Consider the following 25,806-nt stretch of genomic DNA (forward strand, 5'->3'; position numbering starts at 1 on the left):
CTGCCGCTATTACAGTCACGTCGAACGTTTTGGTCGTCGTTTCCTCTTCCAAACTTAACGTTGCTGTAAGCGTTACCATTGTAGTTGCTGATGGTCTTGTTACTGTACCGTCTGATGAAATCACTGCTTCATTGGATGAACTCCAAACGACTGCACTAGCATGTGATGAAGTCAATGGCAACGTAAGGTTTGAGGTTACACTTTCAGCATTATCGCCTGCCGCATACGTGATCATCAAGGCTTCTGATGCTTCTTGTAATAATTCTGCGATCGTTTTTTCTGCTGCTATTACAGTCAAGTCAAACATTTTTGTATCTGTTTCACCCAATAAATCGAGGGTTGCTGTTAATGTGATTGTTTCGTTTTGCTTCGCTCTCACTACAACTCCGCTAGTTGAAATCACTGTTTCATTGGATGACTCCCATGTAATTGTTCCTCCATACTCAGTTGTAGTCGGTAAAGTAACGTTACTGATCACATCACTGCTTGTTTCATCTTCAGCGTACGTTACTTCAATTGTTTCCAATGCATCTTCCAAGAATGATCTTAATGCAACTGTAAGAGGGAACTCAACCATTTCAGAATAATCACCTTTAGCAATCGTAGCGGTTAATGTCACGGCTTGATCTGCGATTTGTTGTGTCACAACTGCTTGCCCCTCTTCAATTGAAATCGCTTCATGATTAGATGCCCAAGCAATATTGGTTTCATACCCTAAAGCATCAGTAGACGGAAGTGAAAAGCTAGTGGTTACGTGCTCTTTTGTGTCTTCACCTTCAAAAACTAAACTTAGATTTTGTGAAGCTAACATCACATGAGCTTTCCCAGTTGCTACAGCTTTCATACTCACATTATCAAAAACGATTTCGCCCATATTACCTCCCACTTGAAGCAACAATCTATACGACTTTATACCAGTAGGAATAGCTAATAGTGATGTATATTCTTTACTTTCTGTTCCAATTTCAAAAATTTCACCATTGGTCGTTACATTCCCTCCTTCAAGATCATGACCTTGTAACTGATATCTAATTTTCGCTCCCTCAAAACCATAAGCTTCAGTACTTACTTCAACGAAACTTTCTTCAGCCGTAATTGCATTCAATGGATAAGTTTGCGTTCTATATACCAAGTTCGGTAATGATACTCCGCCATTTGCAATGGCTAATTTTACTGCTTGAGTACCGTTGGATTGATGTGCAATTTGTTCGACTTCAAAATCAATTGGAGGATCAATAGTTGCATTAAAATTCGATTCCCAACCTACTAAACTTTCCGCTTCAAAATCCGAATTTACAATAATCAAATTCCCTTCAGCATCTGTATATTCTAATACTCTTACATTAAAAATTTTGTTCATTGATTCTTCTCCCAAAGTTACGGTAGCCGTCAAAACCACATCTGTAGGATTGGTACCTCTTACTACTTTACCCTCTGTAGAAATCACTTCTGGATGAGAAGATGTCCAAGTCACCGAAGTACCATTTATACCTTCCGATGGTAAAACTACCGGGTGTAAAATACCATTTCCATCTTGAGGATCTAAGAAGTTGAAAGTAACCTCCAAAGCCTCTACTGCTTCCTTCAAAGAAGTATCTTCTAATACGGTTACGGTAAATACTTTTTGCTCTTGATAGTCTCCTTTAGAAATGGTAGCGGTTAACTGTACTTCTTGTGATCCCACTACTTTTCCTATTACCGCAGTATGCTCATTAATAGTAATTGCAGCGTCATTAGAAGACCATGAAATCTCTGTTCCGTATTCTTGAAGATCTGTCATTGGTAGTGTAAAATCTTTCATGACACTTGATGCATCTTCACCTTCAGCAAAAGTTAACTCCAAATCCTTCTTCGTCATTTTCACCTGTGCAACATCTGCATTGATTTCTTTGACCACCACGTTATCAAAAACAAAAGTTCCTGTAGTGTTTCCTCCAATCTGAATGAATAAACGAATAGAAGAGATTCCTGCCGGCATTTCCATCAATGCTACATAATCACCTGTAGTCTCATTGATTGTAAAGCTTTCCGAGTTGACATTCACATTTTTGTCGTCTGCATCTTTGCCTTGCAATTGGTAGCGAATTGTTTTTTCTGCTTCCGAATAAGCCGATACTTTTACTTCAAAATAACGTTTTGTTGTAGATAGACCATTGAATGGATAATTGAAGGAGTTTCTGAAAACAAGGTTAGAGAAAGAGATACCACCATAATTGACCATCATTTGTGCAGCACCTGTACCGTTGTCCTTGTGCGTTACTTTGGTTAATTCATAATCAATTGGAGGATCTGAAGAAGCCAATAAACCTACATTCCAGCCATTCAATTCTTCCTCTTCAAAATCGGCATTGACCAAAATGATATTACCATTTTCATCTGCGAATGGTACAACCGTTACATCAAATGTTTTCGTATCTGAAACATCTCCTGAAGTGATCGTTGCCGTTAATGTTACGTCTTGTGCCGTTGCTCCTCTGTTGACATCACCTGTAATGCTGATGACGTCTTCATTCGATGAAGCCCAAGAGATTACTGTACCATGCTTTCCTTCCGTTAGCATTTCCACAATATCAAACATGATTCCGTTACCATCAGACGGGTCCAAATAGAAGTATTTCACAAATAAAGCTGATTTGGCTGCTTGCACTTTCTCTTCTGGAGTGATGGCTAAAACAGTAAGTTCAAAAGTCTTGTCTTGTGTTTCATTTCCATCTATTGTAACAGTCGCCGTTAAAGTAATATTTTGCTCTGTATCTTTTCTATATACATTTCCTTCAGTATCAATCACTGTTTCATCGGTCGTTGCCCAGGTAACAGTAGACTTAAATAATGATGTTGTAGGAAGTTCAATATTGTTTTTTATAGTTGAAGCTGTCTCCGAATCCGTGTAGACGATTTCAAGTGCATTTACCGCTTTTTTTAAATCAGATAACGAAGGTATCACCCTTAAGTCAAATGTTTTTGTAACAGAAGCGCCACCTTGTGTGATTGTAGCCGTCAATGTTACTTCTTCTGCATCTGTTACTTCCTGAATTTCTGCAGTCGCTCCATTAATGATAATCGCATTGGTATTACTTGAAGCCCAAGAGATTGTTGTGCCATACGTATCATCAGTCAATGGCAAAGTAAAGTTTGTGGTTACATTATTCACATCATCACCTTCTGCAAGTGTAATGTCTAATGCCTCTTTTGTCCATTTTGCTTCTGCTTCCTCTTTAGAAATTTCTTTTACCATGGCATTATCTACCACAACATTACCAGTGTTTTTCCCCACTTGAACAAAGAAGCGGAAAGAACCAATACCGGCATCCATTTTCAAAATGGCTGAATAATCTGTAGGAGTTTCAGTGATGAAGTATTCTGTACTGTTCTTATTCACAAAACTATTGGAAGCGTTTTTACCTTGTAACTGGTAACGTACTTTCTCCACGTCTCCATAGATATTGGAAGACACTTCATAATATTTTTCTTCCGTTGTAAAATCATTAAAAGGATACAAGAATGTTCTTAACACCAAGTTAGGAAGAGAGACACCACCACTAACAATATCAAAAGCTACAGCTGATGTTCCATTTTCTTTATGTGTTACAGACTGATATGTGAAGTCAATGGCTTGAGATGCATTATAGTTCGTTTCCCAACCTGCATTCTCTCCTAAATCGAAATCAGCATTGATCATAATTAAGTTACCTTGATCATCCACCATTGGCAATACATTTACTGTAAAATCTTTTGTCAACGTTTCATCATTTAAAGAAATCGTTGCTTGCAATGTTACAGAAGTAGAAGAATTGGCTCTTTTGACTTCTCCAGTAGTACTGATCACATTTTCATCAGATGAAGTCCAAGCAACTGTAGTGCCGTTTACTCCTTCTGTTGGCAAAGTCACATCATATAAGATACCATTCCCGTCTTGTGGATCTAAACTATTGAAAGTCAATTCTAAAACATCTTTGGCTTCTTGTACTGATTCCGCATCCGTTTTTGTGTTTTTGGGAGCAAAATAGACATTATCAAAATAGAAGTCACCAACGTTTTTTCCTACTTGAATCAACAAATACCACTTCTCTGCCCCAGCAGGAACCGTAATGGTCGTTTCAAAAGTCTGAACTGATTCAGTATTGTTAAATACCTCCGTTGTAATCTGAGACGGTCCATTATAATTCAACGCAAAACGAAAATTCTGCCCTGTTGTACCGTAGGCATCTACTCTACAGATATATTCTGTATCTTGTATTAAAGGAGAACTGAAGTTAGTGTACCCTCCAGTTTTCACCTGAATATTACTTCTATTCAATTTCGAATTTTCTTCAGTAGATGGAATAGCAACTTTCAAGAAAAAGTTGCCGTCAATTTCTACTCTCTCAAAGGAAGGAGGATCTGTTAGACCATTTTTCATGGTAAGGGTCCAATCACTCGATTTGATCTCATCGTCAAATCCTGGGTTCGTGATTAAGTTGTCATTGGCAAAAGCAGAGAGACACAGTAGCCACGACAAAACTAAAGTTGTAAAAGTTAATTTCATATTAATTCATACTTTGTTATTAAACAGAATTACAAGATTCCATTTAGATATTTGTGTTATTAATTCGTACCTATTTCTTAAAGAGGATTTATCACTCGGTACATGGAGAATGTGTTTGCTACATCTCCAAAAGGTATAGTCAAAAGTAGTTCGGGGAAGCGTTATTGAAGGGGTATTTTCCGTTCTTACACCTCCAAAAATGTTTCTATCCTACGCTAATTGTGTTATTTAAGTAGTCAAAACGTCATTTTTGTAGGAATTGAACGTTTTTTTAATGGAAGTTGATCTGCGTTAGGTGAAACTTGATAAGAAATGTAGTTCTATTATTAATGAAGAACACCTCCATTTTTGTTGAAGTAAAGAGTGACAAGCCGTCGAGAGTAGCTCGTCACTCTTTATTCATCACGCTATAATATTGTTTTCTTCAAAGCTGTCTCAAGCAATGTTCTATGCTTTTCAACTTCTTCTTTATAATTCGGATCATTGACGATGTTTTTATTTTCATCAGGATCTTTTGTAAGGTCATACATCATTTCAGCAATGACGACACCTTTTTTATTTTTGAATAATGTATACCTAAAACCTTTGGTACGGATGGTATCTCCCAATTTCCAACGGCTTAATGCATATTCTTTGATCTCTTTTTGATGATCTTGAAGTACTGGAACCAACGAATTCCCTTGAAGTTGTGCAGGTTGCGATAAACCAGAAAGGTCGCATAGTGTAGGGAAAATATCTACAATTTCAGCAAAACCTTCCGCAGATCCTTTCTTAAATTTCTTTCCTTTGGGTGGTTTGATCATCAAAGGAACTCTCAAAGCAATATCAAAGTTAGAATGTTTACACCAAAAAGTGTGTTCTCCTAATTGCCAACCGTGATCGCCCCAAATGACAATAATCGTATTATCATACAGCTTTTGAGCTTTTAATTCATCAATTAAATCACCGACCAAATAATCCGCAAAACTTACTGAAGCATAATAACCGTGTTTCAACGTTTTGGCTAATTGCTCATCCACATCACCTTTCTTAGGCACACCATTATATGCTCTCAACTCTCCCCAAGAGGTCTTTGCTACGTTAGGAATTCCTTCAGGAAGGAAGTTATTATCGGGTGCAGGAATGTCATTTTCATTGTACAAATTCCAAAAACGCTCCGGTGCTACAAATGGAAGGTGCGGTCTTGCCAAGCCTACTGCCATAAAGAAAGGTTGATCTTTTTGGTTCATCTCTTTCATTTTCTTTTTCGCTTTTGCGACCGTTCTGCCATCCAAAAAGTCTGTATCCTTGCTATCCTTTACTTTTTCGTAAGGTTGAGGACGTTTATAAGGAGGAATAGGGTTTTCACTTTCCTTCACCAACTCATCGGCGTGGTATTCAAACATATCTTCTGCAACCACTAACTCCGACCAAGTTCTCTCTGAGGTGTCTTTTTTACCATGAATTACTTTACCAATCGAATAGGTATAATAGCCATTTTCTTTGAAATGCTGACCAATTGTCACTGCTCCAGGCATTTCCTTATCGATTTTTGCTCCCGCATCTACAAATCTTTTCAAAGTGGGACGTACGCCAGTATGCATAGAAGCTCTTGAGGCTCCACAAACGGGAACTTGACAAAATGCATTGTTAAACGTAGTGGAATGCTCACTGAGCTGATCGATATTAGGCGTTTTGATTACCTCATTTCCATAACAACCTAATTCGGGTCTTAAATCATCAATTGTAATCAATAAGATATTCGGTTGATCTTGAGCGAGTGTCATAGCAGGGACACAAAGCATCCCCGCTAAAATATATAAGAGTATTCGTTTCATTTTAGATAGAAGCTTTTGTTTCTGCAATCCAAGAAGTGATCATTTGAGCCATTTGTTTTGACTTTGGATCGTTGGCATTGTAGATATTTTTGGTTTCGTAAGGGTCCGTCTTCAAGTTATACAACTCATAGCGTTCTTCTTTGTAAAAGTACATCATTTTGAAGTCGCCATCTCTTGCTACCGTCACATGTATATCTCCGGTTGAGTTGGGTCTTGCCTTCGGCGAATGCCAGAATATTGTTCTGTCTTTTGTCTTACCTTTTTTGATGTTTTCCTTAATACTAATTCCATCTAAATGCTCTGTAGGATAAAGGTTTAACCCACAAAGGTCCAGCAATGTAGGGTATAAATCAGTGTTGGTTGTCACTTGATCGACAACACCATGCTTAGAAATCTTCGCTCCACCAAAAATCAACGGTACTTTGGTTCCACCTTCATAAGTATGCCCTTTTCCTGCTCTTAATGGAAGGTTGGAAGTGGCTAGATCTCTGTTGCTATTCAAACCTCTGTTGGACAATCCTCCGTGATCTGAAGTAAAGACAATAATTGTATTTTTATATAAGCCTTTTTCTTTCAAAGCCTTTACAATTCTACCCAAACTTTCATCTACTGAAGCTACCATTGCACCATAAACAGGGTTGTTTTGATGCATTTTCATCATACCATCCTGCTTGGTGTATTCAGGCCCTTCAAAGGTCATTCCTTCTAACTTCGTTTTGTACTTTTTGATGTCTTTCTTTTTTGCCTGAAAAGGAGTGTGTACCCCATAGTGGCTCAATACCGCAAAGAAAGGTTTTCCATCATGATCTGCATTTAAGAATTTGATCGTCTCATCCGTCAAACGGTCTGTCAAATATTCCCCTTCTTCACCTTCATCCAATCCAATAATTTTACCATGCCCTTTACCAATTTTCTTTGGATTTTTCGGAACGTTGTAAGGGTAAAAATACGATTGAGGTGCTCCCGCAGCGCATCCTGCTACATTAATATCATATCCTTTATTGTGAGGCCATTCATCTTCTTCATGACCCAAATGCCATTTTCCAGCAAAATACGTATGATATCCTTGGTCTTTAAAAGCCTGACCGATTGTTTTTTCATTGTCATAAAACTTCTTGCCCTTGATCGTATTTTCATTTTTGGCAGGAATGCCCGCTCTTGCTGGATAACGTCCTGTTTGCAAAGCATATCTTGAAGGCAAACACCTTGGGTGTGCCACGTATGCATTGGTAAAATCAACTCCTTCTTGAGCTAACTGATCAATGTTAGGGGTTTCATAAAAATCTGCATCATGATGCGAAATATCGAAATACCCCAGATCATCTACTAAAAAAATCAAGACATTTTTCTTCTCTTGTGCCCAAAGCACATTACTGAACAGTAAAAGAAAAATGATGTTGTATATATTTTTCATTTCGTTTGTTTTTATGTAGGGGTAGACCTACGTGTCTACCCGTGTTTCAAATTAATACCTACCTATAGTTTTAACTATGGTGTTCAAAACACTTGTACTAAACCTATTTCAATCGTACTGGATAAATGGCTTTTTCTGGAATGCTAAATTCAAAACTTCCTTCTAAATAACCTTCAGTCACCAAGAAATCATCCATTTCCTGCATTGTTTCATAGTACCATCTATTGATTGTACCTTTTTCATATCCTTTTTTTCTCCAATAGCCTTCATTAAAAAACGAGTGTTCAGCACCTTCATAGACTTTCATCTCACATTTTACGCCGAGTGCTTCGCATTTTGATTGCACGTCTTTGGCTAATGGCAATGGAATGACTTTATCTCTATCTCCCAACATCACCAACATATCTGGAAAACTTTTATGAATATTCTGACGAGGGCTAAACGATTGCCAAGTTCTTCCTTTCTCCTCTAATTCTTTTGCCACTAACCGATGTGCATATCCTTCTTTACTCATTCCCATTACCGGATTAAATAAAATCAACAAATTAGGCTTGTAATCTTTTGCTTTGATTCCATCAGTTAATGGTTCAATAAAAGCTAAACTTAAAGCGAGTTGCCCACCTGCAGAACCACCACCTACTACTATTTTGTTCGGATTTGCTCCATATTTTTTAGCATGTTTTCTCACATAACGCATTGCAATTTGTACGTCTTCTACGGCTTCAAAAATAGTTGTGTTATTTCTTTTTCTTACTCTGTATTCTGGACAAAATACAACTAACCCTCTATCTGCCAAGTGTCTTGCTTGCGAATAGAAAGCGGAAGGACTACCACTATTCCAACCTCCACCATGAATCAAAACCACTGCACCTTTCGATGATGCCATTTTTTCAGGTTTAAAAATATGAAGCTCCAATTGCAAAGAGTCCAAATCTCTATAAGTCACTTTTTCATCAGGACTTGCTTTTTGAGCTTGAATTGAAAAAGAAATAAAGAAGCTGATTAGTAGTAATAATATTCGTTTCATTGTCATACAAAGTAAAATGTTGTGATATGTAGTAAAGATAAAAAAATAAGGAGAGATTAAGTCATGAATTTAGTGCAAAGGCAATCCTTAGTAAGGCATGTGAACCTCGACAAGGATCACCTTCATTCTAAATTTTTCATTCCCTACATTGAAGGATAGTTGGGTTTGTAATCGTTTAAGTTCAACTTCTTCGTTTCACTTACTTCTAGCTTCACTTTCTTAAGGTCTTTATCTCTTGAAGAGTTACCTACCATAATTGTGAACGCTCCTTTTTCTACACCCCAATCCATATTTTGATCAAAGAAAGCCAAATCTTGCGTTGATAATTCAAATGTAATCAATTTTGATTCTCCTGCTTTTAAAGCTACTTTTTTGTAGGCTTTTAATTCTTTCACTGGACGAGTCACTGATGAATAATCATCTCTGATATAGACTTGTACCGTCTCTTCTCCTTCCTCTTTTCCAATATTTCTCACACTACAACTCACTGTAAAAGTATCTTTTCCTTTGATAATTGGTTTATCTACAGCTACATTTCCAATTTCATATTGAGTATAAGACAAACCAAAACCAAACGCATATAATGGATCTTTGTTCGTAAACTTATACTTATGGAAGTAATGCGAAGGCTTGTGATTATAATATAATTTCACTTGCCCCACTGTACGAGGTACCGTGATGGGTAATTTTGCCGTTGGATTCACATCACCGAATAAGATTTCAGTAATGGCCTGACCACCAAAACTACCTGGCTCCCATGCTTCTAACACTGCACTCATGTTATCTTCTAACCACTCTTCACCAATCGGTCTACCGTTCACTAATACTGCTACTACTGGCGTTCCCGTTTTTTGGATCGCTTTGATCAATTCCAATTGACGACCTGGAAGGTTGATATGTGCTCTATCTGTATTTTCACCACAAGTCTTGTTTTTCCAATCATAACGTAACGAGTTCTCACCTACCACTACGATTGCAATATCTGCCTTAGAAGCTTTTGAGGCCGCTGTCGCGATGGCTTTATCTGTTGTTTTACCAATGATTTCACCACTGTTATAATAATCCAACTCAAAACCTTTGTCTTTTGCTACTGCTTCCAAGCCTTCTTTTACCGTAATGATTCTTTCTTCTGGTTGATACCAGTGCCAGTCACCCAAAATCGTTTCATTATTGGCGTTTGGTCCAGTGATAAATACTTTTTTGTATTTTTCTTTAGCTAAAGGTAAAATACCATCGTTCTTTAACAATACAATCGACTTTCTTGCAATCTCTAAAGCTGTTGCTTGGTGTTCTTGATTGAAAACTACCTCTTCTGCCTTCTCTTCTAATACATAAGGATTTTCAAAAAGTCCTAAACGGAATTTTACTTCTAAAATCATTGCACAAGCCTCATTTACTCTTTCTTCAGGTACAATTCCTTTTTTTACAGCTTCAACAATTGATTCTGTAAACTTAGGACCGTGCATGTGCATGTCCATACCATTATTCACTGACATACGGAAAGCGTCATCTAAACTTTCTGCTTGACCATGTAAAGTATGAATACGTTCAATGTCCATCCAATCCGATACATAAAAACCTTCAAACCCATATTCCTTTCTTACAATGTCTGTCATAAACTCTTTACTAGAGTGACAAGGAATGCCATTCACTTCGTTATGTGCTGTCATAATAGAAAACACATTTGCTTCTTGTACTGCTCTTCTGTAAGGAGGTAAATGCACTTCACGGATAGATCGCATTGAAAGGTCCAATGGAGAAGCGTTGGTACCATTCAATGGCTCACCACCACCAATAAGGTGTTTTGCACAAGCAATTACTTTTTCATTTCCTGTAAAGTCACCTTGCTGGAAACCTTTGATCATCTCCACACCCATATTTCCTACTAAATAAGGGTCTTCGCCAAATGTTTCACCTACACGTCCCCAACGAGCGTCTCTTGCAATGTCAATATTCGGTGTAAATGCCCAATGAGAACCCGTTGCTCTCATTTCTTTTGCCGTTTCTTTCCCTACTCTGTACGATAATTCCTCATCAAATGTACTAGCCAAACCGATTGGCGTGGGATAAATCGTTGCTCCATAATTTAAGCCATTACCATGAATCGCATCAATTCCTATTAATAAAGGAATTTTCAAACGAGATTTCATCGCTAAAGATTGAAGGTGATTGGCCTCCTTTGCAGAGATAACATGTAAAAAAGAACCTATTTTACCTTCCTCCGTCATTTTTGCAATATCTGAAGAATGTAAACCAGGATAAAAGCCTAATGCATCATTATTATGTAACTCTTCTGGCGACAGGTCTTCCTCTGCCTTTTTCATATGTTCTAAACCAACATATTGTGCCATCTGAGCCACTTTTTCTTCTAATGTCATTTTAGACATCAAGTCTGCTATCCTATCTTCAACAGTTGCTTCACTGTTTTTGTAAATTGGTTGATCATTGCTAGCTCTTGTCTCACACGACATCATGCCATATGCCATTGCTAGAATGATGATACCACTCATTAATCTTCTCATAGTCTCACCAAAAAAATAATAATTCATGTTCACAAAGCTCTTGATTATTCTTTATAAGGAGGTTCAGAAATAATTCTTAATACTCCGAAAAAAGTTCTATGAGATAGGTTTAAGAAATGCACACAAATAACAATAAACACTGATTTAGATGGTTTTAAGTCGATTTTACAACATTGAACTATTTTCAAACCTCCGGGAACTATTCATCATACTAGCGTTTGAAGTACACTTTATATCATTGCAGTAGAACATTAACACAATGGATTAATAAAGTTTAATTAAAAAACAGTAATTTTGGAATGAAAAGATACTACGAAATGGAATGAAATGATCGCTTATGATGGATGAGTTCAAACGCTAAACTCATACTATACTACATTTTATCAGCACGATCTGATAACTATTTTTTTAATAACTAAAGATACTCTCAGTAGTACTTTTCTTAAAGGTCTACTGTAAAACAAATACGAATATGAAGCAGTATAAATTTATACTCTCAACTCTGATTTTGTTTCTTTATACTATCAACTTATCTTTTGCACAAAATCAAGAAAACTATACAGTAGAAGGTATAGTAAAAGATGAAAATGGTATTTCTTTACCCGGAGTGAATGTATATGATAGAGAAACAAGAAAAGGAGCAAAAACTGATTTTAACGGCAAGTTTAAACTCCAACTAGAAAAGGAAACGACATTGGTTTTCTCTTTTATTGGAATGAAAACGCAAAGAATTGAAGTCAACCCATTTGATACCTCTCTCCACAATCTCGATGTGACACTTAAAGAAGATTTAGAATTACTCGATGAAATCGTGGTAGTAGGTTATGGTAGTCAAAATGCCAGTGACCTTACAGGTGCTGTATCCCAATTGAAGGAATCTGATGATGTGGTAAGACAGTATCAAAGTGTGGACGGTTTGCTTCAAGGTAGAATGGCAGGCGTGCAGGTAACAAACAACATTGGTCAACCTGGTGGTGGAATCAGTGTGAAAATTAGAGGGGTGAATTCACTTCGTGGTAACAACGAACCCCTTTACATTGTAGATGGTATTGTGATCAGTTCTGCTGGTGAAGATACTAATAATGCTTTTCAGGATGGTAATGAGGATCAAGGCGTGCAAAACGGTTTGGCGGGCATCAATCCTAGAGATATTGAATCGATTGAAGTGTTGAAAGATGCATCGGCAACGGCTATTTATGGTTCAAGAGGTGCTAACGGCGTCGTATTAATTACAACCAAAAAGGGAAGTAAAGGAGCTGCCAAAATCAATGCATTTGTCAGTTCTGAAGTTTCTACCATCTCCAAAAAGATTCAATTACTCGATGCGCCCGCTTATGCACAAATGACCAATGAAGTTGCGATTCTAAAAGGGCTCCAACCAAAATATCATTTGGAAGGAGGTAACATTTATGCTCTCGAAAATGGAAATATAATTCCTACTCCCCTCACACAAGTCAATTGGCAAGATGAAATCTATCAGCCTGGTGTAAGTACAATGGGGCAAATTTCGGCTTCGGGTGGTACTGACAAAACGAAATACTACATCTCTGGCGGGTTTAATGACTTGAACGGAATTGTGGAAAACTCCAATATGAAAAGTGGTGACCTAAGAATGAACCTTCAAAGTAACCTTACAGATAAATTAAAAGTGGATGCTAGAATGTCTGCTTTCTATTCACAAGGACAGTTTGCTCAAAGTGGCTCAAAAGGTGGTAGTAGTCGTTCTTTCTCAAAGTCAGCGGTCAACTTTCAACCGATTTATGAAAATGATGCTTCAATCTCTGACATCGGTTTATCAAGTCCACTTTCATTTATTCAAGACTATGAAGACCTTACAAATGAATTAAAATTATTTGCGTCTTTAAACGCTACCTATTCATTTAGCAAGCACTTCAAATACCAAGTCAGAGCTGGTACGAATTATAGAAGTAAAGACCGTTCGATCTGGTATGGAAAAAATACGCAGAAAGGTAGTCAAACCAACGGAGCATTAGGTATTTCTGGCTTAAACCGTTACTCTTATACGATTGATAATCTATTGATGTTCAATCAAAAATTCAATAAGAAACATAGAATTGATGCCGTAATTGGCTTCGTTGTAGATGGAATATCAAGTACGCAAAGTAATTCAGAATCAGAAAATTTCCCTGTTCATTCCCTAAAGGCAAGAGCTCCTCACTTAGGACAGACCATCGTAAGACCTTATACTGAGTTGACGAGCACTGAACAATTGCTTTCAGGTTTGGGAAGATTCACGTATACGTATGATAATAAATATACGCTGACTGCTACGATGAGAGCCGATGGTTCTTCAAAATTCAAGGAAAAAAATCAATTTGGTTACTTCCCTTCTGCTGCCGCTGCATGGCATATTTCAGAAGAGAGCTTCTTGAAATCAAGTGACATTGTTTCTAATCTTAAATTAAGAGGTTCTTGGGGCTTAACAGGTAATCAGGGAATCACTCCTTATCAAACTTTCAACAATTACGGTATTGTTTATTATACCGATTACAACAATAATATCCTTATTGGTGCTGGACCAAACAACATTGCCAACCCTGAATTGAGATGGGAAACAACACAACAATCCAACGTCGGTTTAGACTTTGGTTTCTTAGGTGGAAAAATCTATGGATCAATTGATGCGTATTACAAAACAACAGATGATTTATTACAACAAGTGCAGATTCCACCTTCAACAGGTTTTACAGCTTATTTGACCAACAGAGGTTCGATTGAAAATAAAGGGATTGATTTGATGTTGGAAACTGTGGCTTATGCCAAGAAAGACTGGACAATCACTGTAGGTGGTAATATTTCCTTCGTGAGAACAAAAGTTTTAGAGCTAGGCATCCCTGAAGCACCTGTTTATATCAATGGTCAAGAACAAATGGCTTCGTATTACTTGGGCAATAACATTTCATCAGGAACCTACTTCAAGCAACCTGCAAACATCTTTATGCAAGGGCAACCGGTTGGTGTATTCTGGGGCTATAAAACCAATGGTATTTACCAAACGGAAGAAGCTGCAGCCAATGGACCTACCGTCAATGGTAATACACCCGAAGCTGGTGATATCGCCTTTATTGATCAAAATGGAGACGGAAATATTGACACTAACGACATGACTGTTATTGGTGATCCTAACCCTACCTTTACTTTTGGTTTCAATACAAAAATCACTTACAAAAACTTCACGGTGAGTGCTCTGTTTACAGGTGCCTACGGAAATGACATTGTCAATGGTAACCTTCTGATTGAAACAGACGCCTATCAAACCAACAAAAATGTAAGACCTGAAGCGTTTTATAATGCATGGAGACCAGGCGACACCAACGCCACATCGCCAAGGTTAGGGCACAATGACCCTACGGTATTTACAGACCGAATTGTGGAAGATGGAAGCTACGTTAGATTAGCGAACCTTACTATCGGGTATGATATTCCACTCAACTCAAGAACTATTGAGCGTATGAATGTCTTCTTTGCGGGAAGAAACTTATTTACGCTGACCAACTACTCTGGTTATGACCCTGAATTGACAACATTCTTAAGCGATGGTAGCATCATGGGCGTTGACTGGAATTCATTCCCTAACGCCAGATCATTTTCATTAGGTCTTAATGTCACTTTCTAAATCAATTCTTATGAAAAATAGATTAATCCTATTCTTGGCCTCCTTACTTATTACAACCTCAAGTTGCTATAAAGAAGACCCTCCTTTTTTGAGTGATGAAAACCTTTTTATCACAGATGAAGGCGTAAAAACAGCAGTGAATGGTATCTACTCTTCTCTTGCCGGTTTTACTTATTACAGTTCTGATTTAATACAGTTGACCAACTTCCACTCCGGTATGTTTCAGTCCAGCAGAAATCAAGATCAGAACGGTATTGCCTCACTCAACCCGCTTCCAAATCTTACTTTTGTAGAAAACGTTTGGAAGGCTTCGTACACCTCTATCAATAGAGCCAATTCAACCATTCAAGGCATCAAAGAGTTTCAGCCGGAACCTTCTGAGGCAGTATTGAATGAATTGGGGCAAACCCACTTTTTAAGAGCATTAGTGTATTTCAATTTGGTAAGACTTTACGGTGATGTACCATTGAGACTTCAAGGTGTAGACAGTGAGACATTGCATGCACCAAGAGTGGCAACTGACAGTATTTACAATGTAATTATTGAAGACTTGAAAATTGCGGAAGAGCACCTGTATGAAAACGGTGTGCAAACCATCGGCAGACCTGCCAAAGAAGCGGCAAACATGCTGTTAGCTCAAGTGTACATGACGCTGGCAGGTAATGAAACCAGTGGTTCACCCTATTGGACAATGGCAAAGGATGAAGCATTGAAAGTATATGGGAAATATACGTTGGTGAGTGATTTTAATTCTTTGTGGGAATCTGGCAGTAGAAATAACAATTCGGAAGCTATTTTTGAGATTCAATACAATCAAGCCAATAGTGGAAATGTCATCCGCTTACATACGCCGAGTAATGCATTCATTGGGCAATCGTGGGGTAGAATTCTGTTAAATCCAGAATTGATTGACTATCATCAAAATCAATACCCGAATGATCCTCGTTTTGAAGCCACTATCATGTACAATTACACCAAATACAATGCAGATGGTAGCGAAGCAGGTGAACAGAAAATTTACCCTATGGTAGACCGTACTTCTAAAAGTAAGGCATTCCCATTCGTAGCCAAACATTGGATTACAGATCCTCAAACACCTACGCCTTATTCAGATGCTAACTTTGTAGTGATGCGTTATGCTGAATTGTTATTGATGCTGGCTGAAATCACCAATGAAGTTGATGGTCCTGCTGCTGCTGAAATTTATGTCAATGAAGTGATCACTAGAGCAAGAAACTCTGCGGGCGGTGATGGCGTTGCTCCTGAAAATTGGAGCGGATTATCACAAGATGAATTCAGAAGCAGAATCATGAGAGAGTATCAATATGAACTATTAGGTGAAGGTGGTGCTTGGTATAGAAACAGACGAAGAGGTTTGGACTACTTCAAAACGGAGGTGATTGATGTACACAACAACAGAATTGCGGAAGACGGTTTTCAGGAATTTGACCTTCTGTATGAAAACCCTGAAAAGGCGATGTTGCTTCCCATTCCAATGGCAGAAATCAACACCAATTTAAAAATTAATGCTGACGACCAAAACCCTGGCTATTAAGCCACAATTAACATGAAAAAGATTCTTTTAAACATACTTCTTCTGACTGTACTCTCCACGGGGTACAGTCAGGACAAAAAAAATGTTCTTTTTATCGCTATCGATGATTTGAAACCCACTATTGGTGCCTTTGGGGATAACTACGCCAAAACACCCAATATGGATCGATTGGCGGATAAAGGAACGGTATTTTTAAACAACCACTGTCAGCAAGCCGTTTGTGGTCCTTCAAGAGCTAGTTTATTGACCGGTTTAAGACCAGATATCGTAAAGGTTTGGGACCTGAAAACAAAAATTAGAAAGCAGCGTCCCGATGTGGTGACATTACCGCAATACTTCAAAAACAACGGTTATTTGACCTATGGTGTGGGTAAAATCTATGATCCAAGAAGTGTAGATAAGCAACAAGATCAACAGTCTTGGACAGAATACACGCTTCCAAATCAATTAAGATACCCTGAAGGAAAGCAAGCCCCTGCCCTTTCTTATTATCAAAATCCTGAAAATGTAAAAAAGGTAAGAGCACTAAGAAAAGAAGCGGAGGCAAAAGGTATTGAAAAGAAAAAAATCAATAAATGGGTACAACAGCGTTTCAAACCTGCTTTCGAAAAAGCAGATGTTTCTGATGATGCTTATATCGATGGAGCCATCACAAAACAAGGGGAAGCGTACATCAAAGCATTGGCCAAGCAAGATCAACCTTTCTTTTTAGCGATAGGATACAAACGCCCTCACTTACCTTTTGCAGCTCCTACAAAATACTGGGATTTGTATAATGAAAATGAAGTCCCTTTAGCCAAATTCCAACAAAAAGTGGAAGGTGGTTATGAGAAAGCGTATCATAATTCAAGCGAACTGCAAGGGTATAAAACGGAAGGTTTAGATATCAGTGAGGCAGATGGGGTAGTCAAAATTTCAGAAAAAGGACAGCGTCAATTGATTCACGGTTACTATGCCGCTACCTCTTATGTAGATGCTTTGGTAGGTCGATTGATCACTCAATTAGAAGAAAATAAACTGGACAAAAATACGATCATCATCCTTTGGGGTGATCACGGTTGGCACTTGGGGGACCACTTGTTATGGAACAAGCACTCTAACTTTGAGCAAGCCACTCGTTCACCGATGATCATTGTAGACCCTTCTCAAAAAACAGTGAAGCGAGTAAGCAGTGTCACTGAGTTTGTAGACATCTACCCTACTTTGGCAGATATGGCTGGACTTCCTGTCCCAACTGAAGGTTTGTCCGGTAAAAGTTTAAGACCTCTTCTAGACGGAAGTAAGAAGACAATCAAAAAATATGCGATGACTCAAATTGCAAGAGGAAAGATCAACGGGTACTCTTTAAAATCAGGAAACATCAGATATACAGCTTGGTATGATGGCACTCCAAGATTAAAGAAAACACTAGAAGGATGTACACTCAAAGCAGAGGAATTGTATGATTACAAAGCGGATCCTTTAGAGACGAGAAATCTTGCAAAAGACAAAGCTTATCAAAAGCAGCTTAATGAAATGAGAGCTTTGTTTATGGAATTCTTCCAAAATGACAGAACCTATCAATCGCATAGCTTTGGTGCTATAAATGGTACAAAGTCTGATTGGAAAACAGCTGCGGAAGCAAGAATTGAAAAGCACCGAAAAGGAGATGTGAAACTGACCGTTTTAGATAAGAAAGGAAAACCTTTTAATGGGAAAGTGAAGATTGAACAAGTAAGGCATCAATTCCGCTTTGGGGGAGTGATCAATACAAATTTATTCACTTCAGAGAAAAAAGAAATATACCAAAAAGCCTTCCTTACTTTATTCGAAAATGCAGGGTATGAAAACGCTTTCAAAATCAAGCATAAAAGACTTTACGATAAGCGTCATCAACAAATCACGCCTTTCTTAAAAGAAAATAATATTCCACTAAGAGGTCATGCATTGGTGTGGGAAAAAACGAAAAACATGCCGAAAGAAATTCAACAATACGTCAATGCAACGGATACTGCAGAATTAATTCATCAATTAGAAAACTATGTGAAATATGGTTTATCAGAATACGATGTGGTGGAATGGGATGTTTTGAATGAACCAAGAGAATGTCATGTCGTACAAGATTTGACAAAGCAAAACTCATGGGCTTACTGGTTTGAATATGCCGACAAAGTGAGAAAAAACAAGCAGGTGAAATTCTATTTGAATGAAAATAAAGTTATTTCAGCACCTTATAAAGTAGCGGATAAAAACATTCAATTCCATTACAAAGTGATTGAAGATATATTGGCTGCCAACGCTCCTTTAGAAGCTTTGGGTTTTCAATCAAGAATGAAGCAACACATCAAACCGGAAGATTTATATGCTAGACTAGAAAAGTTCGCTTCTTTCGGTTTGCCGATGTTGGGTACTGAGTTTGAAATTGTAGATTCTCCTTATCAGAAATTTACAGAAGCAGACAGAGCTCAAATCACCGAGGAAGCAATGACCGTTTACTTCTCTCACCCTCAAGTGGAAGGTTTTTATGTCTGGACTCCTTTTGGTGAAGACCGAAAAGCATTTTTTGACCTGAATGCCCACCCAAGAGTGGAAGCTAAAGTATGGGCTAAAAAACTTGAAGAATGGTCAACTTCTTTAGAAGCCAATGCTGATAAAAATGGAAAAGTAGCTTTCAGGGGCTTTAAAGGCACTTACAAGGTGACGATCACTCAAAATGGCAAAACCTATTCTAACTTATTCCAAGCAGAAGAAAGCCAAAACAATATCAAAGTAAAGCTCACTGATCTCACGAACTAAGCTAGTTTACCCATTTAAAATGGACAACAGCTTTAAAATATTATTGAAATGAAACAACTTATATATTTTACATTCATAAGCCTGTTTTTCGTAATCATAGGTTGTGAAAAACAAGATCCTCTTAGAACCATAGAGACCGAATACCTAGATTCTGTTCACTATGAAGCCAGTGTTTTCTATCCCTTAGAAGACATGATTTCTCCTGAGCCCATCTTTGAAAATAAGTATGGTGTTTCTTTTGCCATTGAAGAGTTTTTTAATGACAAAGGTGACAGCTCACAAATCAGTAATGTATTTATTGACAAAAAAACAGGGGTAATCAGTGTAAGAGATGCTTCACTTTTAGATCAAGAAGCAACGTACCACGCCAACATTGCCACTTTTACAGTAAGTGGAAAAACAGTACACGAAAAAGCTTGGTCAATGGGTATCACTCCAGTGACGGGCGAAGTGTTTTATTCATCGCCTGCACCTTCTTATGAAAGATATTTTGAAGGTGAAGTACTTCATTTAGACAGTGTTTTCTTTGGGGAAGGAAATGCTGCGATCTCTTATGAATTGGTCAATTCTGCTAAAGGTCTTTCAATTGATGAAGCTACAGGACATATCTCTAAAGTTGACTTTATGGAAGCTGGCGAATATGATGTTGCTGTAAAAGTATTGACAGAAGGTGGTGAAACTACGTTGAGTGAAGTTGCTAAAGTAAAAATCTACGGTGCTCCTGAATTAGTATATCAACCTAACTTCTTTAAAATTCAAGGCGATTACAGCATTCAAGCTACGCCAGCAGTGAGAGAATTCTTAGACGGTGCTACTTATGAAGTACAAGTACAAGATGGTCTTACACTAAGTAATCTTGCAATTGATGAAAATGCAGTCATTACTTTACCTGAAAATCACAATAATGCGGTGGGAGTTTATAATGTAGATGTCATCGCTACGTTAGACGGTCAGACTTTCACTTTCGAGGAAGCGGTTACTATTGAGATTGTCACACAGATTAGCCCTGAAATCTCTTATGTTGAAAATAAAGTAACGCTTTCACCTTGGACTGGCTATACCTTCACTCCTGAATTGTATTCACTTCCAAGAAATGCTGTCGTTACCCTTACAACGGCATTACCTGAAGGCATGACTTTCGATCCGGAAACGGGTTCAATTACAATCGCTGAAGAGCAAAACTTTACGGATGCAACTTACAGTATTGATATTAATGTCAATACACCAAGTCACGGAGATACTCCTCTAACAGCACTCACACAAATTGTTATCGAAACAAAAGCACAAATTCTTTTGGAAGATGATATGACAAGTGATGTATTGAAAACAGATTATATCCGTCAACAAGTAGTGCTCAATGATGATGAGAGAAGCGGTGCAAGCTGGAACACAACAGCTTCAAGGTCGTATTGTAGAGCACAAGCCAATATTTGGTCAGGTGACTATACAAGATGGTCTTATATCGCTGTAAGTTATGCTGTAGACAATATCCGCAGGGCCACTGTTTCTTTTGACAACGGTGTCAATAAAGACTTAAAAGATACAGATGAATACACTGAAGACTATTTCACGGTCAACTATAATGCAGATTACAATGGCAGTGATGCTATTCATGATTTCACTTGGGAAAAAGACGCGAATGCCAACATCTCGAGAGTAGGAACTGACATCGATAATGGGCCGTATGTGTCATCAGGTGTCTTAGAGATAGATGCAAAATACCTTGTTAATAACAGAGTAAATATTGCTTGGTTAGCCTACAAGGATATGACTGAAATCCCTGACAGCTTTAAAACAGGTCATACCTTCGGTTTCAACAATATTGTGGTTATGGCTTATACAAAGTATGATGCAGTGGTAGAATAAAGAGTTAAGAGGGAAGAGGGAAGAAAAATAGTTTAATGATCATTGGACCATCCTACCTCTTCCTCCTTCCCTTATCTTTTCTAGTACTTAGTAAACTAAGTTTTCGAAAATTTATGGTATTTAGAAATCAGGAGATTTCTAATGATCTGAAGGACACGAATGACGCTATCGCTTAACATTCGCGCCAGTGATCTTTCTACTCAATTCGTAAGGTAGTACTTCCTTCGGCCTTGAAGGGAAAAGCGTTAAGAATTTCATGAAGTGAGCCGTTAAAAATGATTTTCTTGTTTGAGCGCAGCGAGTTTAAAATCATTTAGGCGAGAGGAATGGAATTTAGCTTTTGACTTCTAAGCCTTGAATTTTTTGCTTCTTTTTGTTTCAAGACAAAAAAGAAGAGGAAAGAAGATTGAAAGTAGATCCTATCAATGCTTGCAGAAAGGTCGAGTAAGTGTTGATGAAAATTTAGTTTACAATGTACTTAATCGATATAAAGTATCACTATCGCTTAACACTATAGAAAATAGTGTTAGTCGCAATTAAATCAACCGATTCGTTGATTCCTTTTACTTAAATACTAACTTTACTAACAAAGATTGAATACTTATTGATTTAACGACTATCAATCACCTACTCCATTAATTTTTACATCATTTCGAGTATGAATTTGAAGAGAACATTACTTATTTCTTTTATCCTTTTTATCAATTCTTTTATTGCATTGGCACAATGGGATGAAAACTTACTTTTTGACAACTATAATGTTCAAGATGGATTAAGTAGTCATATTGTCTATGATATTGCCAATGATGAGGATGACTTCACATGGATCATATCACCCAATGGTATTCAACGCTTTGATGGGAGGAACTTTAAAAATTATACAATAAAAAATCCTGCAGGTGAAGATATCATTTTCTACAAAAACAACTCAGGACTTTACATCGATCAACTTAAAAAATTATGGGTCTATTGTCAATTTGGACTCTACACCTACAACCCTACAGTTGACGCTTTTGAACCTTTTGAAATTCAAGGCATTAATAACAAAAGAGCTTTTACCTCCATCACTGAACATAATGGGTTTTATTATTTTCTTTCTTGGAAAATGCTCGTTCGATGGGACCCTAAAAAAGATGACTTCAAAAAGATATTTATCAAAAAAAGAATTACAGCCACCACACCTTATGGTGCACAAGGACTTTTGATTGCTAGCCCTAATGGTCTTCAAATCATCAAAAAAGGAGAAATCAAAGAATTCCAACTCTATGGCATTAATTTAAAAGGAGCTGGTATCACAAGCCTTTATAAAAGTTCTGACAATGCCGTTTGGGTAGGTACTTACAATAGAGGTATTTACTTGATCAAAGACAATAAAATTCAGCATATCAAGAAAAATGTAGATTATAAAATCAGTAAATTCAGTACTTACAAAAATAAAATTATTGCAGGGACAGATGGACATGGCATTATGGTTTTTGATCATGACGGCCATGAAGTCAGCGGCACCAATTTGAAAGGCATTAATGGATTACCGATTAACAGCTTGACGGTGGATCAGCACCAACGTTTATGGATTGCTACTTACGGAAAAGGACTTTTCCTGCACAACCCTCACAAACCTTATTTAAGAAAAATCAATACCGACCCTGATCCCAACATGATTGCAGATCATGGCTACAGTTCTTTTAAAGATTCTAAGAAAAGAATTCTATTGGGAACGAATAAAGGGATGGTCATCAAAGATAAAAATGGCAAAAAAAGGTACTTAAGACCCAATCATTTTATTCAAAAATTTGATCGCAATGAGAGTTTTGTCATCAATAATATTGTAGAAGACAGGCATCACAATTTCTGGGTTTCAAGCTATGGTTTTGGTTTATTTTACTTGGATGGAAAAAACTTTAAAGTGCTAAAATCCATCAAGAACTTCCAAGTGGAAGACCAATACTACAATTGTAAATTTATTCTTCAACTAGAGCTCTACGGAGACAAATTGTGGTTTAGATTGGTAAAAGGGACTGTTTTTGAAATGAATATCAATGATCAATTGTTTAGTAAATATCCACTAAGCAGTACCTCCTATATTTATTACAGTCCTCAGCAAGGGAAAATGTATGCTGCCAACCATGATGGTATTCATGAAATAGATCAAGAGCAACCAAAACTGATTATAAAATCCTCAGACCTATCTGTCAGTGCGATTATGCCGATTGACGAGAAAAATTTTATGTTGGGGACAGAATCTAAAGGAGTACTGATTTTTGATGTGATCAAAAAAAGCATTTCTCCCATCCAAGACAACCAAAAGAATTTATTACCAAGACGCATCAAACAGATCTTAAAAACGGACCTGAATAAATATGTGATTATTGGTGACAATGGGCTGTTCACTTTCCATTACAACAAAGGGAAAATCGCAGATATTCACGAACCACTCCAGAAATTTGAATCCCATCAAGGGGCCTCTATTTTAAATAATAATAATATCATTCTGGGGTCATACGATGGTTTTTATCAATTCCCTCTTCATTTTGAGGACAACATTACCACTGCTCCAAAAATCACTTTCAACCATTTTACAGTAGATGGAAAGGAGATTACAGCACTCAATTCTAAAATACTGGACAAAGACATCAACTTAGTAGAAGAGGTTATTCTAGACCACCCAGATCGTGGCTTTTCATTGAATGTCATCTCCCCTGAATACAGAGATGACCCCAACTTTTTCAGTTGGAAACTAGAAGGATATGAAGATAACTATAGTAAGAAAAGTACGCTTCAAGACATCAATTACCAAAACCTCCCTTATGGTAGTTATGTCCTGAAAATCAAAATGTATTCTGGTAGGAATACAAGAGAAGAAGTGGAACGAAGTTTAAAAATTTCCGTTGCTCCCCCAATCTGGGCTACCGTCTGGGCGAAGGTTTTATATACTATTGGTGTTCTGATTTTACTTTGGTTGATTTATAAATCTTATGCCGATTATATTCAGCAAAAGCACTTGCAGGCACGAAATACTGTTTTTGCAGAGATTGCTCATGAGCTAAGAACGCCACTAACATTGATACAAGGCCCACTTCAAAAACTAGAAGAAGATACCGATTTGGATGCCTCAGCAACAAGATTAATCGGTATGATCCGAAGCAATTTGACAAGGCTAAATAAACGTATCACGCAGTTATTGGATTATGAACGTATCAATCAAGTCAATGAAGAATTGGTGGTCAAAGAGTTTGATTTTGTACACCTCATCAAAGTACTGATCCGTGATTTTGATCCACTTTTACAGAAGAAAAGCATTGAAGTACAGATCGATTCCTCCAAAGAAAAAATCATGGTGGAATTAGATTTTGATAAGATGGAGAAAATCATCTATAACTTGGTTTCCAATGCTATCAAATACTCTAAGGAGAATGATAAAATCTTTATTGATATTAAAAAAGTGGAGGATCAAATCAAGTTCACCATTACTGATCATGGTTTAGGAATTCCGAAAGGCAATCAAAAACACATTTTCAAACGATTCTACAGAGCTGAAAATGTCATTAAGAATAAGAAAATTGGTAGCGGAATCGGTTTGGTCCTTTCTTACAAATACACTTCCATGATGAATGGTAAACTTTTCTTTGAAAGTGAAGAGAACAAACAAACCACTTTCTTCTTAGAACTTCCTCTGAAAGTAAAAGGCATTAGAAATGATGCCGTTCCTCAAGAAATATCACATTATGGTGATGAGTTTGTGGAGAAAGATAAGGAAAAGTATGATTATCGAATTGCAGTAGCGGAAGATAATGAAGAGTTGAGAGCATTCATTAAAACCTCCCTTTCAGACAGCTTCGAAGTCGAGGTTTTTGAAAATGGCAAAGAATGTTTTGATGCTTTATTGGAAAAGGATTTCCACCTTGTACTCTCTGATGTCATGATGCCTGTCATGAATGGTTATGAGCTTTGCAATCAAATTAAAAGTAATGTGGCCACTTCCCACCTTCCGATCATCATGCTGACAGCACTCAACGCCTCTATGTACAAAGCGGAAGGCTATATGCACGGAGCAGACCACTATGTGATCAAGCCTTTTGACATCAGAATGCTGAAATATAGAATCATTAGTTTAATTGAAAATAGAAAGGCCCTAAGTCAGTTGTACAGAAAGCAAATTCATGAAGATGAACCTGCAAAGGTACAGCCACCGGTGGAAGAAACAATTGACAGTAAATTCCTCACTGAGTTCAAACAATTAATTGAAACCAACTTAACAGACTCTAACTACAATGTCTCTGAAATTTGTAAAGACATTGGGATGAGTAGACCCGTTTTATATCGAAAAATAAAAGCACTTACCGACCTCTCTCCAAAAGAGTATATTCAGACCAAACGTCTCAATCATGCCAAGAAGATGTTGATGGAATCCGATGAAAGTATCAGTACAATTGCTTATGAAAGTGGTTATTCTGATCCAAAATATTTCTCTACAGTATTTAAAAAACAGTTTGGGGAGAGTCCTAGTGAATTTAAGCAACACTGTTAAAACAGAATTGTGCATTTTAGTTCAAACTTTGGTGCACAATTCATTTTAAAAGAATAATACACATTTCATTTCATGGTGAATTGACAATAAAATCCTAATTTTGAGGCTCAATAAAGATTACTCTACTTTTTATCGAATAA

10 protein-coding genes are annotated in these 25,806 nt (G+C 37.4%); 5 read left to right on the plus strand and 5 right to left on the minus strand.

Going from position 1 to position 25,806, the window contains the following annotated elements; all coding sequences use genetic code 11:
- The 5 genes from IC221_RS24225 to IC221_RS24245 form a co-directional block, all read right to left on the minus strand.
- On the minus strand, positions 1-4,525 hold a 4,525-nt coding region (locus IC221_RS24225), incomplete at its 3' end, for an immunoglobulin-like domain-containing protein (protein WP_223241474.1).
- A gap of 407 nt (positions 4,526-4,932) precedes the next feature.
- Entirely contained in the window at positions 4,933-6,342 is a 1,410-nt protein-coding gene (locus IC221_RS24230) for a sulfatase (protein ID WP_188171425.1), read from the minus strand.
- Between the two features lies 1 nt (position 6,343).
- On the minus strand, positions 6,344-7,756 hold the full coding sequence (locus tag IC221_RS24235) for a sulfatase (protein WP_188171426.1): 1,413 nt from the start codon (positions 7,754-7,756) through the stop codon (positions 6,344-6,346).
- 103 nt (positions 7,757-7,859) lie between these two features.
- Complete coding sequence (locus tag IC221_RS24240) at positions 7,860-8,783, minus strand: alpha/beta hydrolase (protein WP_188171427.1); 924 nt, start codon at positions 8,781-8,783, stop codon at positions 7,860-7,862.
- 143 nt (positions 8,784-8,926) lie between these two features.
- Positions 8,927-11,332 carry a glycoside hydrolase family 3 N-terminal domain-containing protein gene (locus IC221_RS24245; protein WP_223241475.1) on the minus strand — a complete coding sequence of 802 codons (2,406 nt, stop codon included), beginning with the start codon at positions 11,330-11,332 and terminating at the stop codon, positions 8,927-8,929.
- 445 nt (positions 11,333-11,777) lie between these two features.
- On the opposite strand from IC221_RS24245, the gene IC221_RS24250 reads away from it, so the two are divergent.
- The 5 genes from IC221_RS24250 (at position 11,778) to IC221_RS24270 (ending at position 25,666) form a co-directional block, all read left to right on the plus strand.
- Positions 11,778-14,942 (plus strand): TonB-dependent receptor, encoded by a 3,165-nt coding sequence (locus IC221_RS24250; protein WP_188171428.1) that lies wholly within the window; start codon positions 11,778-11,780, stop codon positions 14,940-14,942.
- A 10-nt stretch (positions 14,943-14,952) separates the two neighbouring features.
- On the plus strand, positions 14,953-16,497 hold the full coding sequence (locus tag IC221_RS24255; RefSeq protein WP_188171429.1) for a RagB/SusD family nutrient uptake outer membrane protein: 1,545 nt from the start codon (positions 14,953-14,955) through the stop codon (positions 16,495-16,497).
- A gap of 12 nt (positions 16,498-16,509) precedes the next feature.
- Complete coding sequence (locus tag IC221_RS24260; RefSeq protein WP_188171430.1) at positions 16,510-19,272, plus strand: sulfatase-like hydrolase/transferase; 2,763 nt, start codon at positions 16,510-16,512, stop codon at positions 19,270-19,272.
- A 48-nt stretch (positions 19,273-19,320) separates the two neighbouring features.
- Positions 19,321-21,138 (plus strand): hypothetical protein, encoded by a 1,818-nt coding sequence (locus IC221_RS24265; RefSeq protein WP_188171431.1) that lies wholly within the window; start codon positions 19,321-19,323, stop codon positions 21,136-21,138.
- A gap of 658 nt (positions 21,139-21,796) precedes the next feature.
- Positions 21,797-25,666: a helix-turn-helix domain-containing protein gene (locus tag IC221_RS24270; protein WP_188171432.1), complete on the plus strand. Its 3,870-nt coding sequence runs from the start codon at positions 21,797-21,799 to the stop codon at positions 25,664-25,666.
- Positions 25,667-25,806 lie beyond the last annotated feature (140 nt).

This window comes from Flammeovirga sp. EKP202 (assembly GCF_014534745.1).
In the GTDB taxonomy this organism is placed as follows: domain Bacteria; phylum Bacteroidota; class Bacteroidia; order Cytophagales; family Flammeovirgaceae; genus Flammeovirga.